Raw genomic sequence first — 19,467 nt, forward strand, 5'->3', positions numbered from 1 at the left:
CCCTGGTCAGCTCACCGGATTGATCTTGAAGCCGGCGCGATACTCGGCGATGTGTTTCTCGCGCTGTTCCGGCGTCATGCCCCGCAGCAGGACAAGCGGGCTCTGGATCGTGTAGCCGCGTACATGGTCGAGCGTCCACATTTGCCGGTCGTCGAAGCGCAGATGCGGTTGCGGCACGAGCGTCTTGCCGTCGCTGCGCACGAAGCCCAGATCCTTGATGCAATCGGCGAGATCCCAACCGTGGTAGCACTCTTCCCATTGGCGGCGCCCGCTGAAGCGCCCCATTGCCGGTGTCGGTCTGCCTTCGTATTCGTCGGCGAACGCGACCTTATGCGTCCAGCGGCACAGCTCCGAGCAATAGGTGTACAGCTGGCCGTCGACTTCATCGACCACGAAGTCTTCGCGAATCAGGCAAGGCACGAGACAACTCCAGCAACGGTGTGGATAGACGTACCCGTTTTCCTGATCGAACAGCATGTTGGTTTCGCCCGGCACGCTCTTCTTCGCATACCACTTCCAGTAGTCGCCAAATTCGGCGTACCAGCCGGGGTACTTGTGCTCGAACCATTCGAAGTCTTTTTCGGTCTGTGCTTCGATGCGCCAGAAGTTCACCGGCCAGCCCACTGAGAAGAACTGCGCGACCTTGTGAACATAGTTCTGCTTGACGATGCGATCCCAGGCAGCAGCGACGTCATCGTGATGAATCTTGATGCCGTACTTTTCCAGCGGCAGCATGTAGGTCCGGTAGTAATCCTCGTAGATCCACCGGTGCCACAACTCGGCGTACGATTCCTTGTTCTTGTCGCGGTCCGTGGTGCCGTATTCGATGAAGGTGCCAATCGCGGCGTCGACGATCGCATGGTTCTGCCAGAATGCGTAGCGCAGATCGCGCTCGAGCAGGAGATGGTTGTCCGGATCGTTGATGATCGACATGACCAGAGAGTGGCCATTGCCGATATGGCGGCTTTCATCCGACTGCACGGAAAGGAATACCGTCGGCAATGCATAGTCGCCGTTGCGGGCAGCCTCCGAGGGCATCGCCACAAACAGCGTATTCGTGAACGCCGTTTCGGCCACCACCTGCAGGAACACGTTGGCAGCCGTCACCGCGTCGCCAGTGAGGAAGCCCTCGGCGAACTGGCGGCCGATCGTGGTGGCATAGCACTTGCCAAACGCGGCTTCCGTAATATCGAACCCGGCCGGATCGATGTAGTTTTCCATGTACCACTTTTTCAGGTTCATCTGGATCGTGGAGTGCCGGAACTCGTCGACCATCTGCATCGTAAAGCCGGTGCGCAAATCTTCGCCGGGCGCGAGCCGGCCGAGCATCGCCATTGAACGCGCAGCCGAGATTTCGGGGAACGGAATGATCGCGAGGAACAGCTTCATCCATTCCACCCAGCGGGGCTCGACGTTGCGGAACATGTCGCCGCGCAATGCCGCGTCGAGTGCGCCGTACACGCGGTTATCCTTCTCCTCCTGCATCGGGAAATAAGAGCGCAGCACCTGTTTCATCGGGTCGCGTGGCGCCTTGCTGATCTTGTAGTCCGTCGGGAAGGTCATGGCTTCCTGGACGTAACTCGGAGTCCAGCCAAGATCGGCAACGCGGCGCGCCGCTTCGCCAATGCTGATACCGCGCTGGGACGTGATCTTGTTGAGCGTTAATCCATCAGACATTGAGCTCTCCTGGTTTCATTTCGATAACTGCCGCAATGCGACGCTTCGGGCAGAGCCGGCTAGCGTCACGACCAGAGTCAACAACGCGGGCGGGCCGTCTCGTTGGCAAGCGAAAAGGTCGGAGAAAAATCGAAGTGCAGGCCTGCTGGGCCTGACTTCATGATCGTGTCTCCTGCTGTTTTCGTTTTGCGCTTCTTGACGTCAACGCTTTCGGATTGACCTGTGCTTATAGAGCGATAAGCGTGCCAGACGTCGTTATTTCTTCCGGGTCAAGCCTGGTAATGGGCACAGACGCTTGCTATAAAATCTCGCAGTGCGCCATGTTTTGTTCTGCGACAAAGCCGGTTCACGATGCTGTCCGATATTGGGACGTCCGGTTGAATCGATTCTTAATGTAAATTCGGATACCTTATTGAATGAAACGAATATCGAAGTACGGTGCGTGGCACATCTACCGGGCTACGTCACCTTGGCTTTCAGTGGCAAGAATCGCGCTTTGACCGCTATTTCCGGGGGATTTTCCTTCAGCGACAAAGCGTGCCGTGAGGATGAGCGCCCCTAGTGCGAAATCCTTGCCGTACGCCTCGATCATCTCGTCCGCCATCGCGCCCAGGCGCTCGAAGTATTGTTCCCTGGAAGTGAGTCCGGTATTCATGGTCGTCTCTCTTTGAATATGTGGGAGGGAGCACTGCCGGCTTACCTGCGCCGTCCGAAGCGAAACAATTCTTCCGGCAGAAACACCAGCGCCAGCTCGCCCGCCTCGGTTCCCAGCGCGAGGCGTCGACCGTCCGGCGCCCAGGCGATCGCGCTTACGGCACGGTTGCCCGAACCCTTGATGAGCAAGATGTCGCTGCTGCCTGGCTGACACAGCAATACCTCGCCGCTGTGATACGCGACGGCTATGAGCGGATGAACGGGATGGCAGGCTGCGATGCTGACCGGCGTCTTGCCCGCGATACCGCATTCATGCGGCTCGTCATTGGCTCTGGGCGGATCGAACCGCCAGCACACCGCGCGCATGCCGCCGCTCGTGGCGAGAAAGCGGCCATCAGCGGAAAACGACAACGAACGCGGCTGCCCGGGGTAGCCGCCCATGTCGATGTCCGCGCCATCGGGCAGCCGCCAGCCGTGCAAGGCGTTTTCCTCCATGCCGGTCACGAGATAGCGGCCGTCCGGACTCCACACCACGTTGCGGTGATAGCCCGGCCACACAAGCTGACGCTCGCGCAGCGTGTCGGCCGCCCATAGCGTGACGCCGCCGTGATGCGAAATGGCCAAACGCTTACCCGCTGGGTCGAACGCCATGAAGGTCGCCGATCCCGGCAGCATCAGACACGCGGGTTTCGGTCCCAGCCAATGGACCCTGCGGCCGCTGGCATAGGCTCGGCCACCGACCGGACTCGCCGCCACCCGGTCGATCCATGCTCCGGCCTCATGCGCGACGAGTTCGCTCGTGCCATCGAGCCGCAGATGGACGAGGCGTCCGTCGTCGCCACCGCTGAGGAATCCCCCACCGGGGTCGGCGGCAAGCGCCAGGCACGTGCCCTCGTGCACGCTGAAGCGCGCGAGCGGCGCAGGCGGCGCTTGCGCCTGCACGAACTCGACGCCGCCGCTCTCGCGTGGCTTGAGTCGAGGACCGCCCGGCCAGCCACCCGTGGCGAGCGCAAGCGTGCCGTCGCCCAGCGCGAATCCAGCGCATTGCCCCGACGTGTCCCACACGACATCGACGACAGGCGCGTCGCTTTGCCAGCGCGCCCCAAGCAGATCGATCAGAAATTGCGGCGCGTTCATGCGTCGATCTCGCAGTATCGAATGCTTTCGCGCAAGTCGCGCTGGTCGAGATGGCGGCCGATAAATACCAGGCGGCTATCGCGCGGCTCGCCGTCTCGCCACGGTCGATCGAAGGCGGTATCCATCGTCATGTGCACGCCCTGAAACACAAAGCGGCGCTCCGATCCGGCGAGATCGACAATACCCTTTGCACGCATCAGGTCCTGGCCTTGCTCGGTCACCAGTTGCTGCAGCCAGGAGAGAAAGCGTGTTCGTTCGAGCGGCCGCTCGACACGCAGCGATACGCTATCGATGCCGTGGCTATGGTGGCCTTGCTTGACAGTCGCGCCAGCGCGAAACGGCACCGCTCGATACGTCCGCTCGCCGCGCGGCGCGTCGCTGCCTTCACCCGGCGACGCGACAAGCTGCAGGCGCTTGAGATCGAACGCGCCGCGATCGAGCAGCGCGGCAAGCGGGATTTCGCAGCGCACACTGGTCAACCATTCGGCAGTCGGATTGATGCGCCGCACGGCGTCCCGCACCGAAGCGAGACCCGCCGCATCGACAAGGTCGATCTTGTTGACCAGCACGATGTCGGCCTGCGCGAGCTGCTCCGCAGCCTCACGGCTGTCCGCGAGGCGCGCGGCCAGATGCGCCCCGTCGGCTACGCAGATCACGCTGTCAAGCCTCGTGCGCTGGCGGATCTCATCGTCGATAAAGAAGGTTTGCACCACCGGCGCGGGGTCGGCCAAACCGGAAGTCTCGATCAGAATCCCGTCGAAGCCATCCTTGCGCTTGACCAGCGACGACACCACGCGAATCAGATCGCCGCGCACCTTGCAGCAGACGCAGCCATTATTCAATTCGATGACCTCGTCCTCTGCGCCGACGACGAGGGCCCCGTCAATGCCGATGGCCCCGAACTCGTTGACGATCACGGCATAGCGCCGGCCGTGCTGCTCGCGCAGAATGCGATTGAGCAACGTGGTTTTGCCAGCGCCGAGAAAACCGGTGAGCACGGTAACCGGAATGCGGTTCATTGCCAGCCCCCTTGTGTGCCAGACGTCATTCGGCTGTCGAGGCGACCCAGTTCGCTTTCAAGCCGATCCCGCTCGGATTCGATCGCCCGCAACGCGCTTTCGGCCTCGCGAAAACGCCCGCGCAATTGCTCGATATGCGCCGCTCTTTCCGGTGAGGCGCCATCGCGCTCTTCGCAGGCGAGTGCGCATGCCAGTTCGATCTCTGCGCCCGCGCGTCGGCTTTCCCCGCGCAAATGGCGGGAATTCAGTTCGGTTAGCGCAATGATCAAATGCATGCGCTCGAAAAGCGAGGCTGCGTCGCGCTCCATGGTCACGGCATTCTCCACGCTGAAGTCGTCCCGTCGAAACCGTTACGGAATCAACACCGCCCGCCCTTTGACCTTCCCGTGATGCAGATCCTTGAGCGCCTGGTTCGCCTCGCTCAAGCGATACTCCCGTGTGGACAGGTGGACGAGTCCACGATCGGCGAGCGCCATCAGTTCCACGAGTTCGGGATACGTGCCGACCAGATTGCCGACAATGGTCTTCTCGCTGGTGATCATGTCGATGGTCGGTAATTCGATTTTTCCGCCATAACCCACGATGTAATAGAAGCCGCCGTTGCGCGTCATGGCGAGACCTTTGGCGATCGCGTCTCCTTCGCCAACAAAATCGATGACGGCTTCCGCGCCATTGCCACGGGTAAGTTCCAGGACGTGTTCGACTTCTTCTCCGCCGCCCTTGACCGTGTGATGCGCGCCGCACTCCTTCGCAAGCTGCAGCGCAACATCGGAGCGATCGACCACGATGATTTCAGCCGCGCAGAGTGCCTTTAAAACCTGAATGCCAATATGCCCGAGGCCTCCGGCGCCGATCACGACGGCAAACTGGCCAGGCAGCAAATGGCGCGAGGCTTTTTTTGCGGCGCGGTATGCGGTCAAGCCAGCGTCCGTATAAGGCGCAACGTCCTTCGGTGCGAGCGATTTCGGCAACTGGATCAGCGAGCGCTCGCCCGTTAGCAGATACTGCGCGTAGCCACCGTTCGCGTTGATACCGGGAAAGCGGCTGTCCGTGGCGTGCATATCGTCACCGCGCCGGCAAGCGAGACAATGTCCGCTCGTCACCAGCGGATGGCAGATGACCGGATCGCCCACCTTCACACTCTCCACGCCGCGCCCCACCTCTTCGACCCAGCCGGCATTTTCATGACCCATGATGTAGGGCAGCGCCACATCGACCTTGCTGCGCCAGATGCCTTCCACGACGTGCAGATCGGTGCGGCACACACCCGCACCGCCAATCCTCACGACGACATCGGTGGGCCGCACGATCTTGGGATCGTCCACCTCTTCGTAGCGCACGAATTCTTCGCGAGTCAGCGACTCATCGTACTGATGCAGCACGGCAGCTTTCACTTTTTGTCTCCTCCGTTCAAGAATGGCCGGACAATGCACGAGCCATCGGGGCTAGCGTTGTTGCGCACGTCGAGAGCCGGTTACGCAATGTCCATGCCAAAAGAAATAGAAAGCACCGAAGCCGTCCGCAGTCGATGCGCTGGCTTAGAGAAGATGTGTCACCTGCAGCGGCGAACCAGCGGACCACCCAGCGAACCCGCCGACCAACTGTCGCAAAATCGGACGCTCAACGAGCGTGAGGATCGACAGGGTGTCCGAAAATGAGACGCGCCCAGCGGAAAGTGCGTGCACGACGACGCCGAACGCAGTGGCATTCGAGGGTAAGTCCCGACACCGATTTAGCCGGCCATTACCTGCCATCCGTTCGCGCGCCTAAACTGACATCACTGCGCACAACGCAAGCCACCCGCAGTGGCCACCGCCGCAGACCGAGGAGACAACGCATGCCCAAGCTTGTTCACACGATGATTCGCGTGCAGGACCTGTCGCGCTCGCTCGACTTCTACGACAAGGTTTTCGACTTCAAGGTCTCGCACCGGCTCGACTTCCCCGATTTCACGCTCGCCTATTTGCGCAACGACGAGGCCGACACGGAAATCGAACTCACCTGGAACAAGGGACGCGCCGATCCGTATTCGCACGGCGACGGGTACGGCCATGTAGCCTTCGTCGTCGACGACGCAAAGGCCGATCGACAGCGCCTTCTCGACATGGGTCTAGCGCCAAACGACCTGCGCGAATTCCACGCGGACGACGGCTCGCTGATCGCCCGTTACTTCTTTATTCAGGACCCGGACGGCTACAAGATCGAAGTCCTGGAAAGGCATGGCCACTATCGCTAGCGGCCGTGCGCAGGGCCGCGTTTGTTTGATGCATGGCATGAGACCAACACAGGAGACAACAATGAGCCCCACGATCATACCGATAGCGCACGAACCGGACGCGCACGCGGTGGAAAGCGCAATGCGCATCAAGCTCACGCGGCGCGAGTTGCTCAAAGGCACGGGAGTCCTGACGGGCACGCTGGCGCTGACTTCCACGCTCGCGATGTTCGCGCCCAGCCGGGTCTGGGCCCTCGAGCTTCAGGGCCTCGACACGCACCAGGGCGACGTCCTGCTCGCGTTCACGCGCCAGCTCTATCCGCACCCCACACTCGACAATGCGGTCTACGCGCTCGTCGTCAAGGACCTCGACGCAAAGGCGCAAAAGGACCCCGCCGTGCGCAAGCAACTGGCCGATGGCGTAAAGCAGCTCGACGCGAGCGCCGGCGGCTCGGACTGGTCCAGGCGCGAGAGCGCGGCACAGGCGCGCGACGTCGCCGCGCTGGCGGGCACGCCTTTCTTCACTACGGTGCGCAGCACGGCAATCGTCTCGCTGTACAGCAACACGCTGGCTTACCAGCACTTCGGCTATGGGGCGGCCGAGGGCGACGGCGGCTACCTGTACAAAGGTTTCAACAACTTGTCCTGGCTGCCCAACCCCCCTGCCGACGAGAGCGGTCCGCTTCCCAAAGATAGTTGAGCACAGGAGACAAAACATGGATCTGAACCAGAAGCGCTTCCCGCTCAACGACAGCAACGTGGTGGTCGTCGTGGGCTCCGGCGCGGGCGGCGGCACGCTCGCGAACGAACTCGCCCAGAAAGGCATCGACGTCGTCGTGCTCGAAGCGGGCGCCATGCATACGCAGGCTGACTATGTGACCGACGAATGGGGCTCGTTCCAGTTGCTCTCGTGGCTGGACAATCGCACGACCTCGGGCACGTGGCGCGTCGCCAAGGACTTCCCCAATCTGCCCGCGTGGATCTGCAAGACGGTGGGCGGCACGTCAACGCACTGGGCCGGCGCGAGCCTGCGAATCCAGCCGCACGAATTCAAGGCGCGCACGACCTATGGCGACATTCAAGGCGCGACGCTGCTCGACTGGCCGCTCACGCGCGAGGAACTCGACCCGTACTACGACCGCGCCGAGAAGAAGCTTGGCGTCACCCGCACCAACGGGCTGCCGGGCCTGCCGGGCAACAACAACTTCAAGGTGATGGCGGCAGGCGCGACGAAGGTCGGCTACACGCAATGCAACACAGGCCACATGGCGATCAACAGCGTGGTGCGCGACGATCGCAGTCACTGCTTCCAGCGCGGTTTCTGCTTTCAGGGCTGCCGCACCGGCGCGAAATGGTCGACGCTCTATACGGAACTGCCGCGCGGCCAGGCCACGGGCCATCTTGAACTGCGTACGCAAGCCCATGTGGTGCGCATCGAGCATGACACGCGAGGCAGAGCCACCGGTGTCGTCTATTACGACGCGCAGGGCAAGCTGCAACGCCAGAAGGCGCGAGTCGTGGCAGTCGCGGGCAATTCGATCGAGACGCCGCGACTGTTGCTGAACTCGCATTCCGGAAAGTTTGCCAATGGCCTCGCCAATGCTTCCGGGCAGGTCGGGCGCAACTATATGCGGCACACAACGGGCTCCGTGTACGCGACGTTCGACCAGAAGGTGGACATGTACAAGGGCACGACAATGGCCGGCATCATCGAGGACGAGGCGAAGAACGATCCGAAACGCGGCTTTGTCGGCGGCTACCACATGGAAACCATCTCGCTCGGACTGCCGTTCTATGCCGCGTTCCTGAATCCAGGCGCCTGGGGACCGTCGTTTGCGCAAGCCATGGATCAGTACGCTTACACGGCCGGCATGTGGATCGTCGGTGAAGACATGCCGCGCGCCAACAATCGCGTGACGCTCAACGACAGCGTCAAGGATCAATACGGCCAGCCCGTCCCGAACGTCCATTTCGACGATCACCCGAACGACGAAGCCATGCGCGAGCATGCGTTCAAGCAGGGTTCCGCGGTGTACGAGGCGGTCGGCGCGAAGACGGTCTACCGCGTGCCGCCCTATCCTTCGACGCACAATCTCGGCACCTGCCGGATGAGCGCGAGGCCGGAGGATGGCGTGTGCAACGCGCATGGACAGACGCACGACGTGGCTAACCTGTTCGTGTCCGACGGCAGTCAGTTCACCACGGGCGCCGCCGAGAACCCGACGCTGACGATCGTCACGCTCGCGATCCGCCAGTCCGATTACATCGCAGGGCAAATGAAGCGCCGCGCGATTTGATGACAGGCGCCCCTTGGCTGGCAAACGCGGCTCGGGAGGGTTGCGTTTGCCAGCCAGGAAGCTTGCGCGTATGTTGGCAGGGCAAGACTTCTCCCAATGAAGACTGAAGGAGATCGAGCATGTGCAGAATCTACGTCAACGCAGACCCGATCCTCTACGAATCGCGCACGCGATCGTTGCGTATTCACGGCGTAATCACGACCGTGAGGCTGGAAAACCTGTTCTGGGATGTGCTGCAGGAAATCGCCGCGCGCGAAAACATGACGACGAGCCAATTCGCGGTCAAACTGTACGACGAACTGATTGCGCTGCGCGGCGAGCCGCCGACCAACTTCGCATCGTTTCTGCGGGTGTGCTGTTTGCGGTACCTGTCATTACGCTCCGCAAAGGAAGATGCGCCTGCAAGCCCGGCGATGCCGGGCAGCGACTTGCGGCCGCGCATTCTGAAAACGGTTTGAACCGGCTTTGAGCCGGGACGTCCATTTTCATCGCGTCGAACGCAGGGATGTCGAAACCCGGCACGCGCCAGTCGAGGTACTGCTCGCGCGGGTCGCACACCGTGACCGCCGCAAACGGCCGCGCGAACCGGTGACACTGGCGATGCCCGAGGCAAACCGTCATTGCGCCTCTTGCTGAGCCGCCTGCTCAATGAGCGCAGCCACTTCCTGCGGGTGCGACTCATACACCGAGTGGCTCGCACCATCGATTTCCACCGTCTGGGCGTGAGCGCGCTTCGCGTACATGCGCTCGAGGTCCGGGTTGATGATCTTGTCCGCCTTCGCGACCATATAAAACGCCGGCTTGGTCTTCCATGCCGGATCAGGGATCTGCGCAGCGAATACGCTTGCCGAAGTCGGCATTTGTTCGTGGGCTTCGAATTCGGCCTGAGCGATCGGAAGGTCGGCCGCGAAATCGCGCGGATAGTCCGCCGGGTTCAGATAAAGATAGTCGTCCGCCGTTTTCACGATGTCCTCGTGGGGCGTCGCGTTCGGATAACGCTTGCCATTCGAGACTTCGGTTTCGCCGGCATCGAGTGCATGAGCCGCAATGTAGACAAGCGACTTCACGTGCTCGTCGTTGCCCGCCTCGGTGATGATGGCGCCGCCGTAGCTATGGCCGACGAGCACGCACGGGCCGTCGAGGCTGTCGATAACACGCTTCGTCGCTGTCACATCGTCCTTGAATGACGTGAGCGGCTCTTGCACGAGCGTCACGTTGTAGCCGTCCTTTGTGAGAATGTCGTACACCGGACGCCATCCGGCGCCACCCACGAAAGCGCCGTGCACGAGGACAACGTTCTTGATGGGCGCGGCTTGCGCCGTCGTCACGGCGCCAGCGACCAGACAAAGCGCGGCGGCTGCGTGTGCAATAGCGGAACGGAAAGTGGGCAAAGACATGGAAGCTCCCTGGAATGGCGTGAAGTGGATCAATCGATTAACAACACGGCCAGTCTAAAAAGCGGTCTCGAACGAGAGGGTTACCCAGTCATTACGAAAAAATGACGTCGCTGCATCGGTGAGTCGAATCAAAGGGCCGGAAGGCTTGTTATTTTCTTGTAACGACTCGGTAACCCTGCCGATCGAGGCGCCTCCCTACACTGCAACCACGCAGTCACGCTTTGCCTCGCTTAGCCAAGTTTCAAGTTGTCCCTCCTAAGCCTGTCTTCGCGTCCATGCACAGTCGATGCTGCGGCCTTCTTTCCCGACTCATCCGCTTTTCAGGTACATAGGAGTATTGATCATGTCCAAGCTTCTTCTCAGCGTTCTCGTTGCGGCTTCCGCCGTCGCCGTTCCGGCCTATAGCTTCGCGCAGTCCGCCCAACCCCTCACCCGCGCAGAAGTCCGTGCGGACCTCGTGCGCGTCGAGCAAGCCGGATACAGCCCGGGCCGCGGCGACGATATCAACTATCCGGCCGACATTCAGGCAGCCGAGGCCAAGGTCGCAGCGGGCCAATACGCACAAAATTCCGCGCAAACCGATATGGGTGGCGTATCGATGGCGAGTACCTCGGCTGCTGGCTCGCGCACGCGTATGCCTTCACAGTCCGACTGTGTTGGCCCAGCCAGCTTTTGCTCGGTCTTTTTCGGTAGTTGAGCCGGCGGGCGCGCTGTACCTAATGAGGCGGTGCACCCTCCAGTGACGGCGCACCGATCTCGCCCGTTGCCAGGGCGAGCGTCGCGGCAGCGGAAAGCGCGGCGCTGTAGCTGTCCGCATACGCGTTCTGCGCGGCGAGCAGCTGGTTCTGCGTGAGGAGCGCGTCGGTAATGGTGCCGACGCCGTGCCGGTACGCGGAGAATGCCGCGTCGTAGGTCGTCTGCGCGGCTTCGACCAGCGCCTTCGCGGCGTCGTTCGACGCGAGGCTCGTGGAAAGCCCGTTCTGCGCGGCCACGATCTGCCTGACCGCTTCCTGCTTCGTATGGGTCAGCTGCGCAGATGCACTGTCCGCATCGTTGCGCGCCTGCATCAGCACGGCGGAACGCAAGCCGCCGTCGTATAAGGGAATCGTCACGCCGAGGAAGATGCTGCCGCTGCGGCGGCTGCCGTTCAGGTTCACCGTGGCCGCCTGATCGCCAACCGGCGGAATCGCGGTGATCGACGTCGTGCCGGTACCGTATGCGGCCGCGGCGGAGAGAAAGATCTTCGGCATGAACGCCGATTCGGCGGCGCGGATCTTCGCCTGGTTGGCCTCCTCCAGCGCGTAGGCGCCCTGCACGTCCGGCCGCCGCGCAATCGCATCGGCGACGATTTCGTCGACGCTCTGATGCAGCGCCGGCGTGAGCGTGCGTGCCGGCAACGCAGCGATCTGAGGCTTCGACAACGGCGAAATGCCGAGCGCGGAGACGAGGCTCAGATAGCTGTCGCTCACGGCGCCGTCGGCCTGCACCTTCAGCAGATTGGCTTGTGCGCGGTTCTGCGTGGCCTGTGCGACTTCGACCACCGTGCCCACGCCCTGCTTTCGCCGGGCGCGCGCGGCGCTGAGAATGCCGTCCGCGTTGTCGAGCGCCTGCTGCGCGGTATGCTCCCTTGCGCTGGCGGCTTCGTAGGCGTAGTACGCGATGCTCACCTCGTGGATCACGTGCTGATGAACCGACGTGAACGCGACGTTCGCCGCCAGGGAAAGCTGCTTCGCCGCGTCGAGGCGCGCGCGGCGGCCACCGAAATCGAATAGCAGCCATTGCAGCGACAGCACCGAAACGCTGCCGTGAATGTTCGAGCTGGTCGAGGTGTTGCCGAGCAGCGGCGTCGACGTCGCGCCGCTCGCCGCCTCGTAGCCGCCCATGGCGGTGGCGGTAAGCTGCGGCAAATACGCGGTCTTCGCAACGCCCGCCGCGAGCGCCGCGTTGCGTGCGTCGTTCCAGGCGATGCGCGTGAGCGGGTTCGTGGACTCCGCGAGATCGATCAGCTCGGGCAGCGTGTACGCGTGGTTCGCATCGAACGCCGCGGCGGGTTCGATCGAGGCCAGCGCGGCGCTGCGCGGCAACGTGTAGCCAGCCTGCGCCGCGTCGCTGGCGTTACGTGGCGGGCCGGGCACGATGTTGCCGTCGGCGTCCGTCTGCGGCTGCCACGGTCGGTCCGCCGCGGGCGGCGCGAGATCGATCGACGACGTCGCGCAGCCCTCGAGGCCCGAGATAGCCAACGCGGCAGCCAGTGTGGCGGCCAACGTGGCAGTCAACGCGACAAGCCGGGGCATCGGTTCAGGGGCGCGCATCGGTCGTCGTCTCCCCGTCCGAAGCTGGGCGCGCGATGTCGGCGATCTGTCCAAAGCGCTTCGCGATAACGTTGTGGAGCGCATCGAGTGCGGGGTCGGCCGTGCGGTCCTTTGCGGCCTCGGCGGCATGCTGTGGGGCCTGCAAGTGCGCGTCGTCGCCAGGTGCGAGACGCTGTGCGATTTCACCCAGCCGCGCTGCGCCCGCCCGTCCTGCCGCGAGGACCAGCGGCGCCTCCAGCGCCTCGAGCTCCGCGAGCGCGCGCCGCCGGCTCGCCACCCAGTCGGGCTCGGGGCGCACCCACGATGGCTCGTAGTGAATCAGGCCGAGATCCTGGCGCAGTCCGCCGTACTGGGCCAGCGCACCGCCCGCGAGCGCGCTGCGCGTCCGGGCGTCCGTTGCCTGCGCGATGCGGGTCCACTGCGCAACGAGCGCCTTGAGCGTTGCGTCGATGCGGCTCGCGATGCTCACGGGCCAGACGCGCGTAAAGACCAGATAGATCACGACGTTGCCGATCAGGATGCCGATCACGCGGTCGCGTGCGAGCGTGAGGTCGAACGCGGGCGCCGCGCCCTGGATCACGCACAGAAAGAACGCAAACGCGATCTGCATGCCCGCGTACGAGATCCGCGCCGACCCCATCGCCACCCATGCGGCGAGCCACGCGCCTGCGAACACCAGCGCCATCAATTCGCCCGCCGAGGTGAGACGCGGCGTCACGAACACGATCGCCGCCGTGCCGAGCAAAGCGCCAATGAGACAGCCCGTGATCCGCAGTGTCGACTTCTCGACGGTCTCGGCCGTGGTGTTGAGCGAGACCATATAGCAGGTGATGAAGCACGTATGGATGCCCTGCCAGTCGAGCTGCTGATACAGCACGTAGCAGAACATCGCCGCAGCCGTGGTCTTCAGCGCGTAGCGGATGTGATCGGGATTCGAAAAGGCATCGGCGTCGAAAAAGCCGCGGCGCGCGGGCGGCCCGGCGGTTTTCTCATGAGCAGGCGCAGGAACCGGCGCTGCGGCGGCCTCAGCAGACGGCACCGCGAAGCCCTCCAGCGCGGCGCGCAGGTCTGCGAGCACGAGCGCCTGTAGCGCGGTTGGCTCAGGCACCTTTGGCACGTCGAGCGTGACGTCCACAGGGTAGCCGCCCGCTTCGAGCATCGCGGCCATCTGCGTCATCGTTTCGGCAAGCTGCGCCGCGCACGCGTCGGGCAGACGCGCGCCGGGTTCGCTCGCCGCGAATTCCGTTGCGACCAGAATCGCCGTTGTGGACGCCGCCGCCTGGCGCAGCGGCGCAGCGTCGGCCGGCGCCAACGTGCCTTCGAGCTTCGAGAGCTTGAGCCACGCGAGGATCTGATGATCGCCCTCGCGCATGCATGCTTCGAATGCGGCGCGCTCCTCGTCCGTCGCCGTACCCGTGAGGCGGCGCGCGGCGAGCTTCAGGCGCCGCGCAAGCTGCGAGGTGGCGAGCCGGCGCGGCGACGGCGCGCTCACGAGGTTCACGACGATCGCCACGCCAATCGGAATTGCGACCATCAGCCACGCGTACAACAGGCCGCGCGTGGCCGCTTCGCCGACCGGCGCGAGGCCAAGCTCGTCGAGCCCGAAGCCGACGATCATCGCAAGAATGGCGCCGATTGGCCGTAGCTTGCTCGCCGAGGTGGCGAATAGCAGTCCGAACGATAGCAGCGCCATGCTCGCGACCCGCAGCGGCGGCTGGTCGATGGTGAGGATTGCGAAGATCATCACGATGCCGATGATCACCGTCACGATCAGCATCAAGGCGAACGACATGACGATGCTCGTCATACGGTCGGGCCGGTTCAGGAAGAACACGATATACACGGAAGTCGCGGCATCGGGCGTGGCGTAGCCGGTCGTCACGAGCACCGTGAGCGCGCAGATCAGCGCAATGCGCGTGACGATCGCGGCGCGCCCCGGAAACGGCGCGAGCAGCTTCGCGATTTCCCGCGGACCGGGCCGCCTGATGTCACCGGCAAGACTGGCCATGCCGGACCTCGACAATCGCACTGGCGCCAATGCGCACCAGCTTGTTGACCGGCGCGTCGATGCGCACGCGAACCGGAAAACGTTGGGCCACGCGCACCCAGTTCACCGACTGCTGCACGTACGGCAGGCTGCGCGGCAGGTTCACGCGGTCCGTGTCCAGGATCCCGGCGCCAATGCCGATCACCTTGCCGCTCATCGGCTGTTTTCGGTCGATCATCGAGTACACGGTCGCGCAGTCGCCGACTTCGATCGCGCCGAGCGCCGTCTCGCGAAAATTCGCCACCGCGAACCATTCGCCCGAATGCACCAGCGTGAAGATGGACTGGTTCGGCGCGACCGTCTCGCCCGCGAGAATCGTCAGACCTGCCACGTAGCCGTCGAACGGCGCGCGCACGACCGTGTCGTCGAGCGCGCGCTGGGCGATCGCGAGCGCGGCCTCGCGCGCATGCAGGGCCGCTATGGCGTCGGCGTCGTCGCCTATCGTCTGCGCAGAAGCGCGCTGTTGCACCTGCGCCTGCGCGAGCGAAACGCTCGCGTCGCGCTGCGCCACAACCGCCTGGTCGAGTTGCTGTGCTGAAACATAGCCTTGCGCTGCGAGCGGACGCAGCCGGTCGACGCTGCGCGCCGCGAGGTCGTAGTTGTGCGTGGCGCGGCGGGTCTGGTCGGCTGCGATGGTCGCGTTCGATGTTTCGCCGATCAGCGTGCGGCGGCGCGTGGCGAGCGAGGCGCGCGCCAGTTCGACTTCGGCCTGCGCCTGCGCAACGCCGAGCCGGTACGGCACCGGGTCGATCTCGAACAGCACGTCGCCTTTCGCGACATGCTGGTTCTCCTCCACGGGAACGCGGATGATCCGGCCGCCCACGGGCGACGCGACGTGAACGACGTCCGCGTCGATGGACGCGTCGTCGGTGGACGGATAGCGCGACGAGCGATCGTACGCATACCAGAGTGCCGCCGCGCCGAGCAGGACGATTACGGCCGCAATGACGCGGCCCTTCCATGCATGTCGAGGATTCTGGCCGGCCATTTTCATGTCAGAGCTGCCCCGTTCCCCACAGCCAGGCCAGCACCCCGACGACGATGCCGATCGAGGTACACACGGAAAGCTGGTACGGCACCCGGCGAACCCAGCCGGTCCCGACGAACACGCGATGCGCGACGATCGCGCCCACGACGCCGATCACGGCGCTCACGAGCCAGTACGGAAAGTACGCGCCGAAGAGCGACCAGGACGGCGCGCCGCGGGCCACGCAACCCGCAAGCGGCATGAAAGCCAGGCATGAACAAACGACAGCGCATCTGGGCCATGTACGTTGTTTCATCGCTTATTCGATGCTTCGTGACTGGAATACATGCTGAATTCCACTCGTACGAACAACCCATGCGCGCACCGATGGGTTGCGTCCCGCATTCCCGATTCAAGGCAGCCCATCATAGCGCGGTTTGCCGCACCGCCGCCCATGGGGTGCTTATCGGCCCCGCTGCTCGCGCTGCCGCGGAAACACGAGCGTAAAGCGCGTCACGCCGTTGCTGCTCGACGCGCGCCACGCGCCGCCGTGCAGCTGCATGATGCTGCGCACGATCGAAAGCCCGAGCCCGCTCGACTCCGATGAGCGATGCCGCGACGGATCGGCCCGGTAGAAGCGATCGAAAATCCGTTCGAGATGATGCGGCTCGATCGTCGGCCCGCGGTTCTCGACATGCAGCGTCGTGGCCTCCGGTCCCTGATCCGCCACGGTCGAGATTGCCGAGCCCGGTTCCGCATACCGCAAGGCATTCGCAAGCAAATTCCCCAGCGCGCGGCGCAGCAGATCCGGGTCCGCGCACACGTCGCCCTCGCCGCGCCACTCGAGGCTCACGTTGCGGTCCTCCGCGAGACCTTCGAAGTACTCCTGCATACGCTCGAATTCCACGGCGAGCGGCAACGCCTTGCGCTCGATAGCGTTGTCGGCCTGCTCGGTGCGCGCCAGAAAAAGCATGTTGTCGATCATCTTCGACAGGCGCTGCAGTTCCTCGTAATTCGAGCCGAGCAACCGCTGGTAGTACACGGTGTCGCGCGTCTGGCTCAGGCCGACTTCGGTCTGCCCCAACAGGTTGCCAATTGGCGTGCGCAGGTCGTGCGCCATGTCCGCCGACACTTGCTTTAACTGCGTGAACCCGCGTTCGAGCCGGTCGAGCATGCCGTTGAACGCGGCGATCAGGGCGTCGAGTTCGGGGGGCGCGGCGCGCTGCTCGATGCGCGTCGACAGCGTGCTGATGCCGATCGCCCCGGTTTGCGCGGCGAGCACGCGCAATGGCTGCATATTGCGGCGCGCGACGACGAAAGCGAGCAAGGCGGCGATGGTCGCGCCCGCGGAGGCGAATAGCAGTATCCGGTTGCGGTAGGCCCGCAACAACAGCGTGCGCTCGGTCAGCAGGCGGCCTGAGAGGATCTGCAGATCCTGCTTCCCGGCTGCGTCGTGCGCCGCGGCGGCGACGTAGATGAACGGCGTTCCATCGGCCGCAAGCGTATGGCGGACGGCGCCGAGCGTGAGTGGCGCGTCCACCGGCACAGGCGTCACGTCGGGCACCGCCCTGTGCCCGGGATTCACCGTAATGAGCGGCGCCTCACCCGGAAAGCCCACGATCAGCAGCGATTCCGTATTGCCGAGCATGTTCGCGAAGAGATGAGGCTTGTCCCGAATCAGCTCGCGCACGTCGACATCGTTCATGAGCGTGCGAAGCTGGTCCACCCGCGTCACGAGCGCCGCGTCGTCGCGCACACCCAGTTGCTGCTCCAGGCCGCGGTATAGCAAGGCGCCGAGCAAAGCCATCGCCGTAAATACGATAAGGGCGTACAACAACGCAAGGCGCGTGGTGAGCGAAAGCCGCATCATGCTTCGTACTCGAAACGGTACCCCACACCGTGTATCGTATGAATCAGGCGAACGGTGAAAGGGTCGTCGATCTTCTGCCGCAGCCGGCGCACCGCGACATCGACCACGTTGCTATCGCTGTCGAAATTCATGTCCCACACGCGCGAAGCGATCAGGGCGCGCGAGAGCACCTGGCCTTGATGCTCCAGAAAGAACGCCAGCAGGTTGAATTCCTTGTTGGTGAGCGTAAGGCGCACGCCGCCCCGGTCGACGCGCCGCTTCGGCACATCCACGCGCAGATCCCCGACTTCGAAGACCTGTTCATCCGGCTTTTGCGGCTGACCGCGCCGCAATATGATGCGGATGCGTGCGAGCAGCTCGGCAAACGAGAATGGCTTGACGAGATAATCGTCGGCGCCGAGATCGAGGCCCTTCAGGCGGTCTTCGAGCGTGCCGCGCGCGCTCAGGAACAACACCGGCGTTTTGGTGCGTGCGCCGAGCTTCTTCATGACGGTCCAGCCGTCCATCTCCGGCATCATCACGTCGAGCAGGATCAGGTCGTAGCCCATTTCCTGCGCAAGGTGCAGGCCGTCGATGCCGTTCGTGGCCACGTCCACCACGTAACCGGCTTCCGTCAAGCCGTTCTGGATGTACTCGCTGGTCTTCGCTTCGTCTTCGATGACGAGGATTTTCATGGCGTCGGATTCCTGCACGTTGATGCGCGTGTCACTGATTCTGTGCTCGTTTGCGCCCTTATACCAGCCGGGCATGCTTGCAGTCTAAGCAGTGTGCGCTAACAGGGCCGTTACCCAATCATTACAAGGAAATGACAAACGCCGCCGTCGCAAACACTCAGGTCTGCGACGGCGGCGTGTGCTATTTCCTGCGCGACAAGCGCGCGTCATCAATGCTGCGGAATCTTCCCGCCGAGTTCGTCGTCGACGAACGCGCGGACGATATCCTTGAACGACGCATCGCCTTGCAGGCCGAGCTGCGTTGCGCGCGCGATGTCCCATTGCGCGGGCCAGCTGCCGACGATCTTCTCGACGCGCTCATCCGCCTTCCATTCGATCCGTGCTGCGACGGCTTCGCCCGCCACTTCGCGCAGGGCGGCGATCATCTCGTCGACCGTCACCGACACGCCCGGCAGATTCACCGTGCGCCGGTTGCCGAGCGCCGCGCCGTCGATCTCGCAGCCCGCGATCAGGCATTCGATCGCCTTGCGCGGCGACAGCAGCCACAGCCGCGTCGAGCCGCTCACCGGGCACACGGCCGGCTGCCCGTTCAGCGGCTCGCGAATGATGCCGCTGGCAAACGAGGACGCCGCCGCATTCGGCTTGCCCGGCCGCACGCTAATGGTGGGCAGGCGCAGCACGCGGCCATCGACAAAACCGCGCCGCGAGAAGTCGTTGAGCAGCAACTCGGCGACAGCCTTTTGCGCGCCATACGACGACTGCGGATTCAACGCGGTTTCATCGAGCACGACATCGGGCAGATCGCCGCCATAGACGGCGACCGAACTCGTGAACACCACACGCGGCCGATGCCCACGCTCGCGGCACACGTCGAGCAGCAGGCGCGACGCGTCGAGATTGATGCGCATGCCGAGATCGAAGTCCGCTTCCGCCTGGCCGCTAACGATCGCCGCGAGATGAAAAATCGCTGCCGTCCTGTCGTCGATCAGACGTTCGAGCACGCTGCGCTCGGCAATGTCGCCGACTTCGACACGCACGCGCGCGTCGTTCGGACCCGGCGCCGCGACGACGTCGAGCAACACCAGTTCGGTGATCGGCTCGCGCTGTCCGTGCGCGCCCGTTAGTTCGCCGCGCGCCAGCAGTTCGCGCGCGAGACGCTGGCCGAGAAATCCCGCTCCGCCCGTGATCAGTACTTTCATGT

General features: G+C 63.7%; 19 protein-coding genes. 5 read left to right on the forward strand and 14 right to left on the reverse strand.

Annotated features, from left to right (window positions below; translation table 11 throughout):
- Window positions 1-6 precede the first annotated feature (6 nt).
- From U5A65_RS37925 to U5A65_RS37950, 6 genes are all read right to left on the reverse strand, one after another.
- Window positions 7-1,677: an aromatic/alkene/methane monooxygenase hydroxylase/oxygenase subunit alpha gene (locus U5A65_RS37925; protein WP_321939055.1), complete on the reverse strand. Its 1,671-nt coding sequence runs from the start codon at window positions 1,675-1,677 to the stop codon at window positions 7-9.
- Window positions 1,678-2,128: 451 nt separating this feature from the next.
- Window positions 2,129-2,332: a hypothetical protein gene (locus U5A65_RS37930; RefSeq protein ID WP_321949429.1), complete on the reverse strand. Its 204-nt coding sequence runs from the start codon at window positions 2,330-2,332 to the stop codon at window positions 2,129-2,131.
- Between the two features lie 41 nt (window positions 2,333-2,373).
- Window positions 2,374-3,468 (reverse strand): WD40 repeat domain-containing protein, encoded by a 1,095-nt coding sequence (locus tag U5A65_RS37935; RefSeq protein WP_321949430.1) that lies wholly within the window; start codon window positions 3,466-3,468, stop codon window positions 2,374-2,376.
- Window positions 3,465-4,487, reverse strand: a complete 1,023-nt coding sequence (locus U5A65_RS37940) for a GTP-binding protein (RefSeq protein ID WP_321949431.1) — start codon at window positions 4,485-4,487, stop codon at window positions 3,465-3,467. The genes U5A65_RS37935 and U5A65_RS37940 overlap by 4 nt, the downstream gene beginning before the upstream one ends.
- Window positions 4,484-4,795 carry a hypothetical protein gene (locus U5A65_RS37945; protein WP_321949459.1) on the reverse strand — a complete coding sequence of 104 codons (312 nt, stop codon included), beginning with the start codon at window positions 4,793-4,795 and terminating at the stop codon, window positions 4,484-4,486. The genes U5A65_RS37940 and U5A65_RS37945 overlap by 4 nt, the downstream gene beginning before the upstream one ends.
- A gap of 42 nt (window positions 4,796-4,837) precedes the next feature.
- Complete coding sequence (locus U5A65_RS37950; RefSeq protein WP_321916276.1) at window positions 4,838-5,881, reverse strand: NAD(P)-dependent alcohol dehydrogenase; 1,044 nt, start codon at window positions 5,879-5,881, stop codon at window positions 4,838-4,840.
- A gap of 443 nt (window positions 5,882-6,324) precedes the next feature.
- Between U5A65_RS37950 and U5A65_RS37955 the strand changes: the two genes are divergently transcribed.
- From U5A65_RS37955 to U5A65_RS37970, 4 genes are all read left to right on the forward strand, one after another.
- Window positions 6,325-6,723, forward strand: coding sequence for a VOC family protein (locus U5A65_RS37955; protein ID WP_321916277.1), 399 nt, complete (start codon window positions 6,325-6,327; stop codon window positions 6,721-6,723).
- 61 nt (window positions 6,724-6,784) lie between these two features.
- Complete coding sequence (locus U5A65_RS37960; RefSeq protein WP_321939059.1) at window positions 6,785-7,402, forward strand: twin-arginine translocation signal domain-containing protein; 618 nt, start codon at window positions 6,785-6,787, stop codon at window positions 7,400-7,402.
- A gap of 16 nt (window positions 7,403-7,418) precedes the next feature.
- Window positions 7,419-8,999, forward strand: coding sequence for a GMC family oxidoreductase (locus U5A65_RS37965; RefSeq protein WP_321949432.1), 1,581 nt, complete (start codon window positions 7,419-7,421; stop codon window positions 8,997-8,999).
- A 119-nt stretch (window positions 9,000-9,118) separates the two neighbouring features.
- Complete coding sequence (locus U5A65_RS37970) at window positions 9,119-9,457, forward strand: ribbon-helix-helix domain-containing protein (RefSeq protein WP_321916280.1); 339 nt, start codon at window positions 9,119-9,121, stop codon at window positions 9,455-9,457.
- Between the two features lie 159 nt (window positions 9,458-9,616).
- Here the strand turns inward: U5A65_RS37970 and U5A65_RS37975 are convergent, their stop codons facing one another.
- A complete protein-coding gene (locus U5A65_RS37975) occupies window positions 9,617-10,396 on the reverse strand; it encodes an alpha/beta hydrolase (protein ID WP_321949433.1) in 780 nt (259 codons plus the stop codon).
- A gap of 343 nt (window positions 10,397-10,739) precedes the next feature.
- On the opposite strand from U5A65_RS37975, the gene U5A65_RS37980 reads away from it, so the two are divergent.
- Window positions 10,740-11,093 (forward strand): DUF4148 domain-containing protein, encoded by a 354-nt coding sequence (locus U5A65_RS37980; protein WP_321916283.1) that lies wholly within the window; start codon window positions 10,740-10,742, stop codon window positions 11,091-11,093.
- A 19-nt stretch (window positions 11,094-11,112) separates the two neighbouring features.
- On the opposite strand, the gene U5A65_RS37985 is transcribed toward U5A65_RS37980, so the two are convergent.
- From U5A65_RS37985 to denD, 7 genes are all read right to left on the reverse strand, one after another.
- Window positions 11,113-12,708, reverse strand: a complete 1,596-nt coding sequence (locus U5A65_RS37985; RefSeq protein ID WP_321949434.1) for a TolC family protein — start codon at window positions 12,706-12,708, stop codon at window positions 11,113-11,115.
- Complete coding sequence (locus U5A65_RS37990) at window positions 12,695-14,716, reverse strand: FUSC family protein (RefSeq protein WP_321949435.1); 2,022 nt, start codon at window positions 14,714-14,716, stop codon at window positions 12,695-12,697. The genes U5A65_RS37985 and U5A65_RS37990 overlap by 14 nt, the downstream gene beginning before the upstream one ends.
- Window positions 14,697-15,749 (reverse strand): multidrug transporter subunit MdtN, encoded by a 1,053-nt coding sequence (gene mdtN, locus U5A65_RS37995; protein WP_321949436.1) that lies wholly within the window; start codon window positions 15,747-15,749, stop codon window positions 14,697-14,699. The genes U5A65_RS37990 and mdtN overlap by 20 nt, the downstream gene beginning before the upstream one ends.
- A 1-nt stretch (window position 15,750) precedes the next feature.
- Window positions 15,751-15,984 (reverse strand): hypothetical protein, encoded by a 234-nt coding sequence (locus U5A65_RS38000; protein ID WP_415766357.1) that lies wholly within the window; start codon window positions 15,982-15,984, stop codon window positions 15,751-15,753.
- Between the two features lie 201 nt (window positions 15,985-16,185).
- Entirely contained in the window at window positions 16,186-17,592 is a 1,407-nt protein-coding gene (locus tag U5A65_RS38005) for a heavy metal sensor histidine kinase (protein WP_321949437.1), read from the reverse strand.
- On the reverse strand, window positions 17,589-18,266 hold the full coding sequence (locus tag U5A65_RS38010) for a heavy metal response regulator transcription factor (protein ID WP_321916289.1): 678 nt from the start codon (window positions 18,264-18,266) through the stop codon (window positions 17,589-17,591). Before U5A65_RS38010 ends, U5A65_RS38005 begins: the two co-directional genes overlap by 4 nt.
- A 209-nt stretch (window positions 18,267-18,475) precedes the next feature.
- Window positions 18,476-19,465, reverse strand: coding sequence for a D-erythronate dehydrogenase (denD, locus tag U5A65_RS38015; protein WP_321939071.1), 990 nt, complete (start codon window positions 19,463-19,465; stop codon window positions 18,476-18,478).
- Between the last annotated feature and the right edge of the window lie 2 nt (window positions 19,466-19,467).

This window comes from Paraburkholderia sp. J10-1, from assembly GCF_905220165.1.
GTDB lineage: Bacteria > Pseudomonadota > Gammaproteobacteria > Burkholderiales > Burkholderiaceae > Paraburkholderia.

What these genes read in the sequence shown, in the direction of transcription:
- U5A65_RS37925 (WP_321939055.1), bottom strand. Translation starts at nt 1,677, where the DNA reads ATGTCTGATGGATTAACGCTCAACAAGATCACGTCCCAGCGCGGTATC.
- U5A65_RS37930 (WP_321949429.1), bottom strand. Translation starts at nt 2,332, where the DNA reads ATGAATACCGGACTCACTTCCAGGGAACAATACTTCGAGCGCCTGGGC.
- U5A65_RS37935 (WP_321949430.1), bottom strand. Translation starts at nt 3,468, where the DNA reads ATGAACGCGCCGCAATTTCTGATCGATCTGCTTGGGGCGCGCTGGCAA.
- U5A65_RS37940 (WP_321949431.1), bottom strand. Translation starts at nt 4,487, where the DNA reads ATGAACCGCATTCCGGTTACCGTGCTCACCGGTTTTCTCGGCGCTGGC.
- U5A65_RS37945 (WP_321949459.1), bottom strand. Translation starts at nt 4,795, where the DNA reads ATGGAGCGCGACGCAGCCTCGCTTTTCGAGCGCATGCATTTGATCATT.
- U5A65_RS37955 (WP_321916277.1), top strand. Translation starts at nt 6,325, where the DNA reads ATGCCCAAGCTTGTTCACACGATGATTCGCGTGCAGGACCTGTCGCGC.
- U5A65_RS37960 (WP_321939059.1), top strand. Translation starts at nt 6,785, where the DNA reads ATGAGCCCCACGATCATACCGATAGCGCACGAACCGGACGCGCACGCG.
- U5A65_RS37965 (WP_321949432.1), top strand. Translation starts at nt 7,419, where the DNA reads ATGGATCTGAACCAGAAGCGCTTCCCGCTCAACGACAGCAACGTGGTG.
- U5A65_RS37970 (WP_321916280.1), top strand. Translation starts at nt 9,119, where the DNA reads ATGTGCAGAATCTACGTCAACGCAGACCCGATCCTCTACGAATCGCGC.
- U5A65_RS37975 (WP_321949433.1), bottom strand. Translation starts at nt 10,396, where the DNA reads ATGTCTTTGCCCACTTTCCGTTCCGCTATTGCACACGCAGCCGCCGCG.
- U5A65_RS37980 (WP_321916283.1), top strand. Translation starts at nt 10,740, where the DNA reads ATGTCCAAGCTTCTTCTCAGCGTTCTCGTTGCGGCTTCCGCCGTCGCC.
- U5A65_RS37985 (WP_321949434.1), bottom strand. Translation starts at nt 12,708, where the DNA reads ATGCGCGCCCCTGAACCGATGCCCCGGCTTGTCGCGTTGACTGCCACG.
- U5A65_RS37990 (WP_321949435.1), bottom strand. Translation starts at nt 14,716, where the DNA reads ATGGCCAGTCTTGCCGGTGACATCAGGCGGCCCGGTCCGCGGGAAATC.
- mdtN (WP_321949436.1), bottom strand. Translation starts at nt 15,749, where the DNA reads ATGAAAATGGCCGGCCAGAATCCTCGACATGCATGGAAGGGCCGCGTC.
- U5A65_RS38000 (WP_415766357.1), bottom strand. Translation starts at nt 15,984, where the DNA reads ATGCCGCTTGCGGGTTGCGTGGCCCGCGGCGCGCCGTCCTGGTCGCTC.
- U5A65_RS38005 (WP_321949437.1), bottom strand. Translation starts at nt 17,592, where the DNA reads ATGATGCGGCTTTCGCTCACCACGCGCCTTGCGTTGTTGTACGCCCTT.
- U5A65_RS38010 (WP_321916289.1), bottom strand. Translation starts at nt 18,266, where the DNA reads ATGAAAATCCTCGTCATCGAAGACGAAGCGAAGACCAGCGAGTACATC.
- denD (WP_321939071.1), bottom strand. Translation starts at nt 19,465, where the DNA reads ATGAAAGTACTGATCACGGGCGGAGCGGGATTTCTCGGCCAGCGTCTC.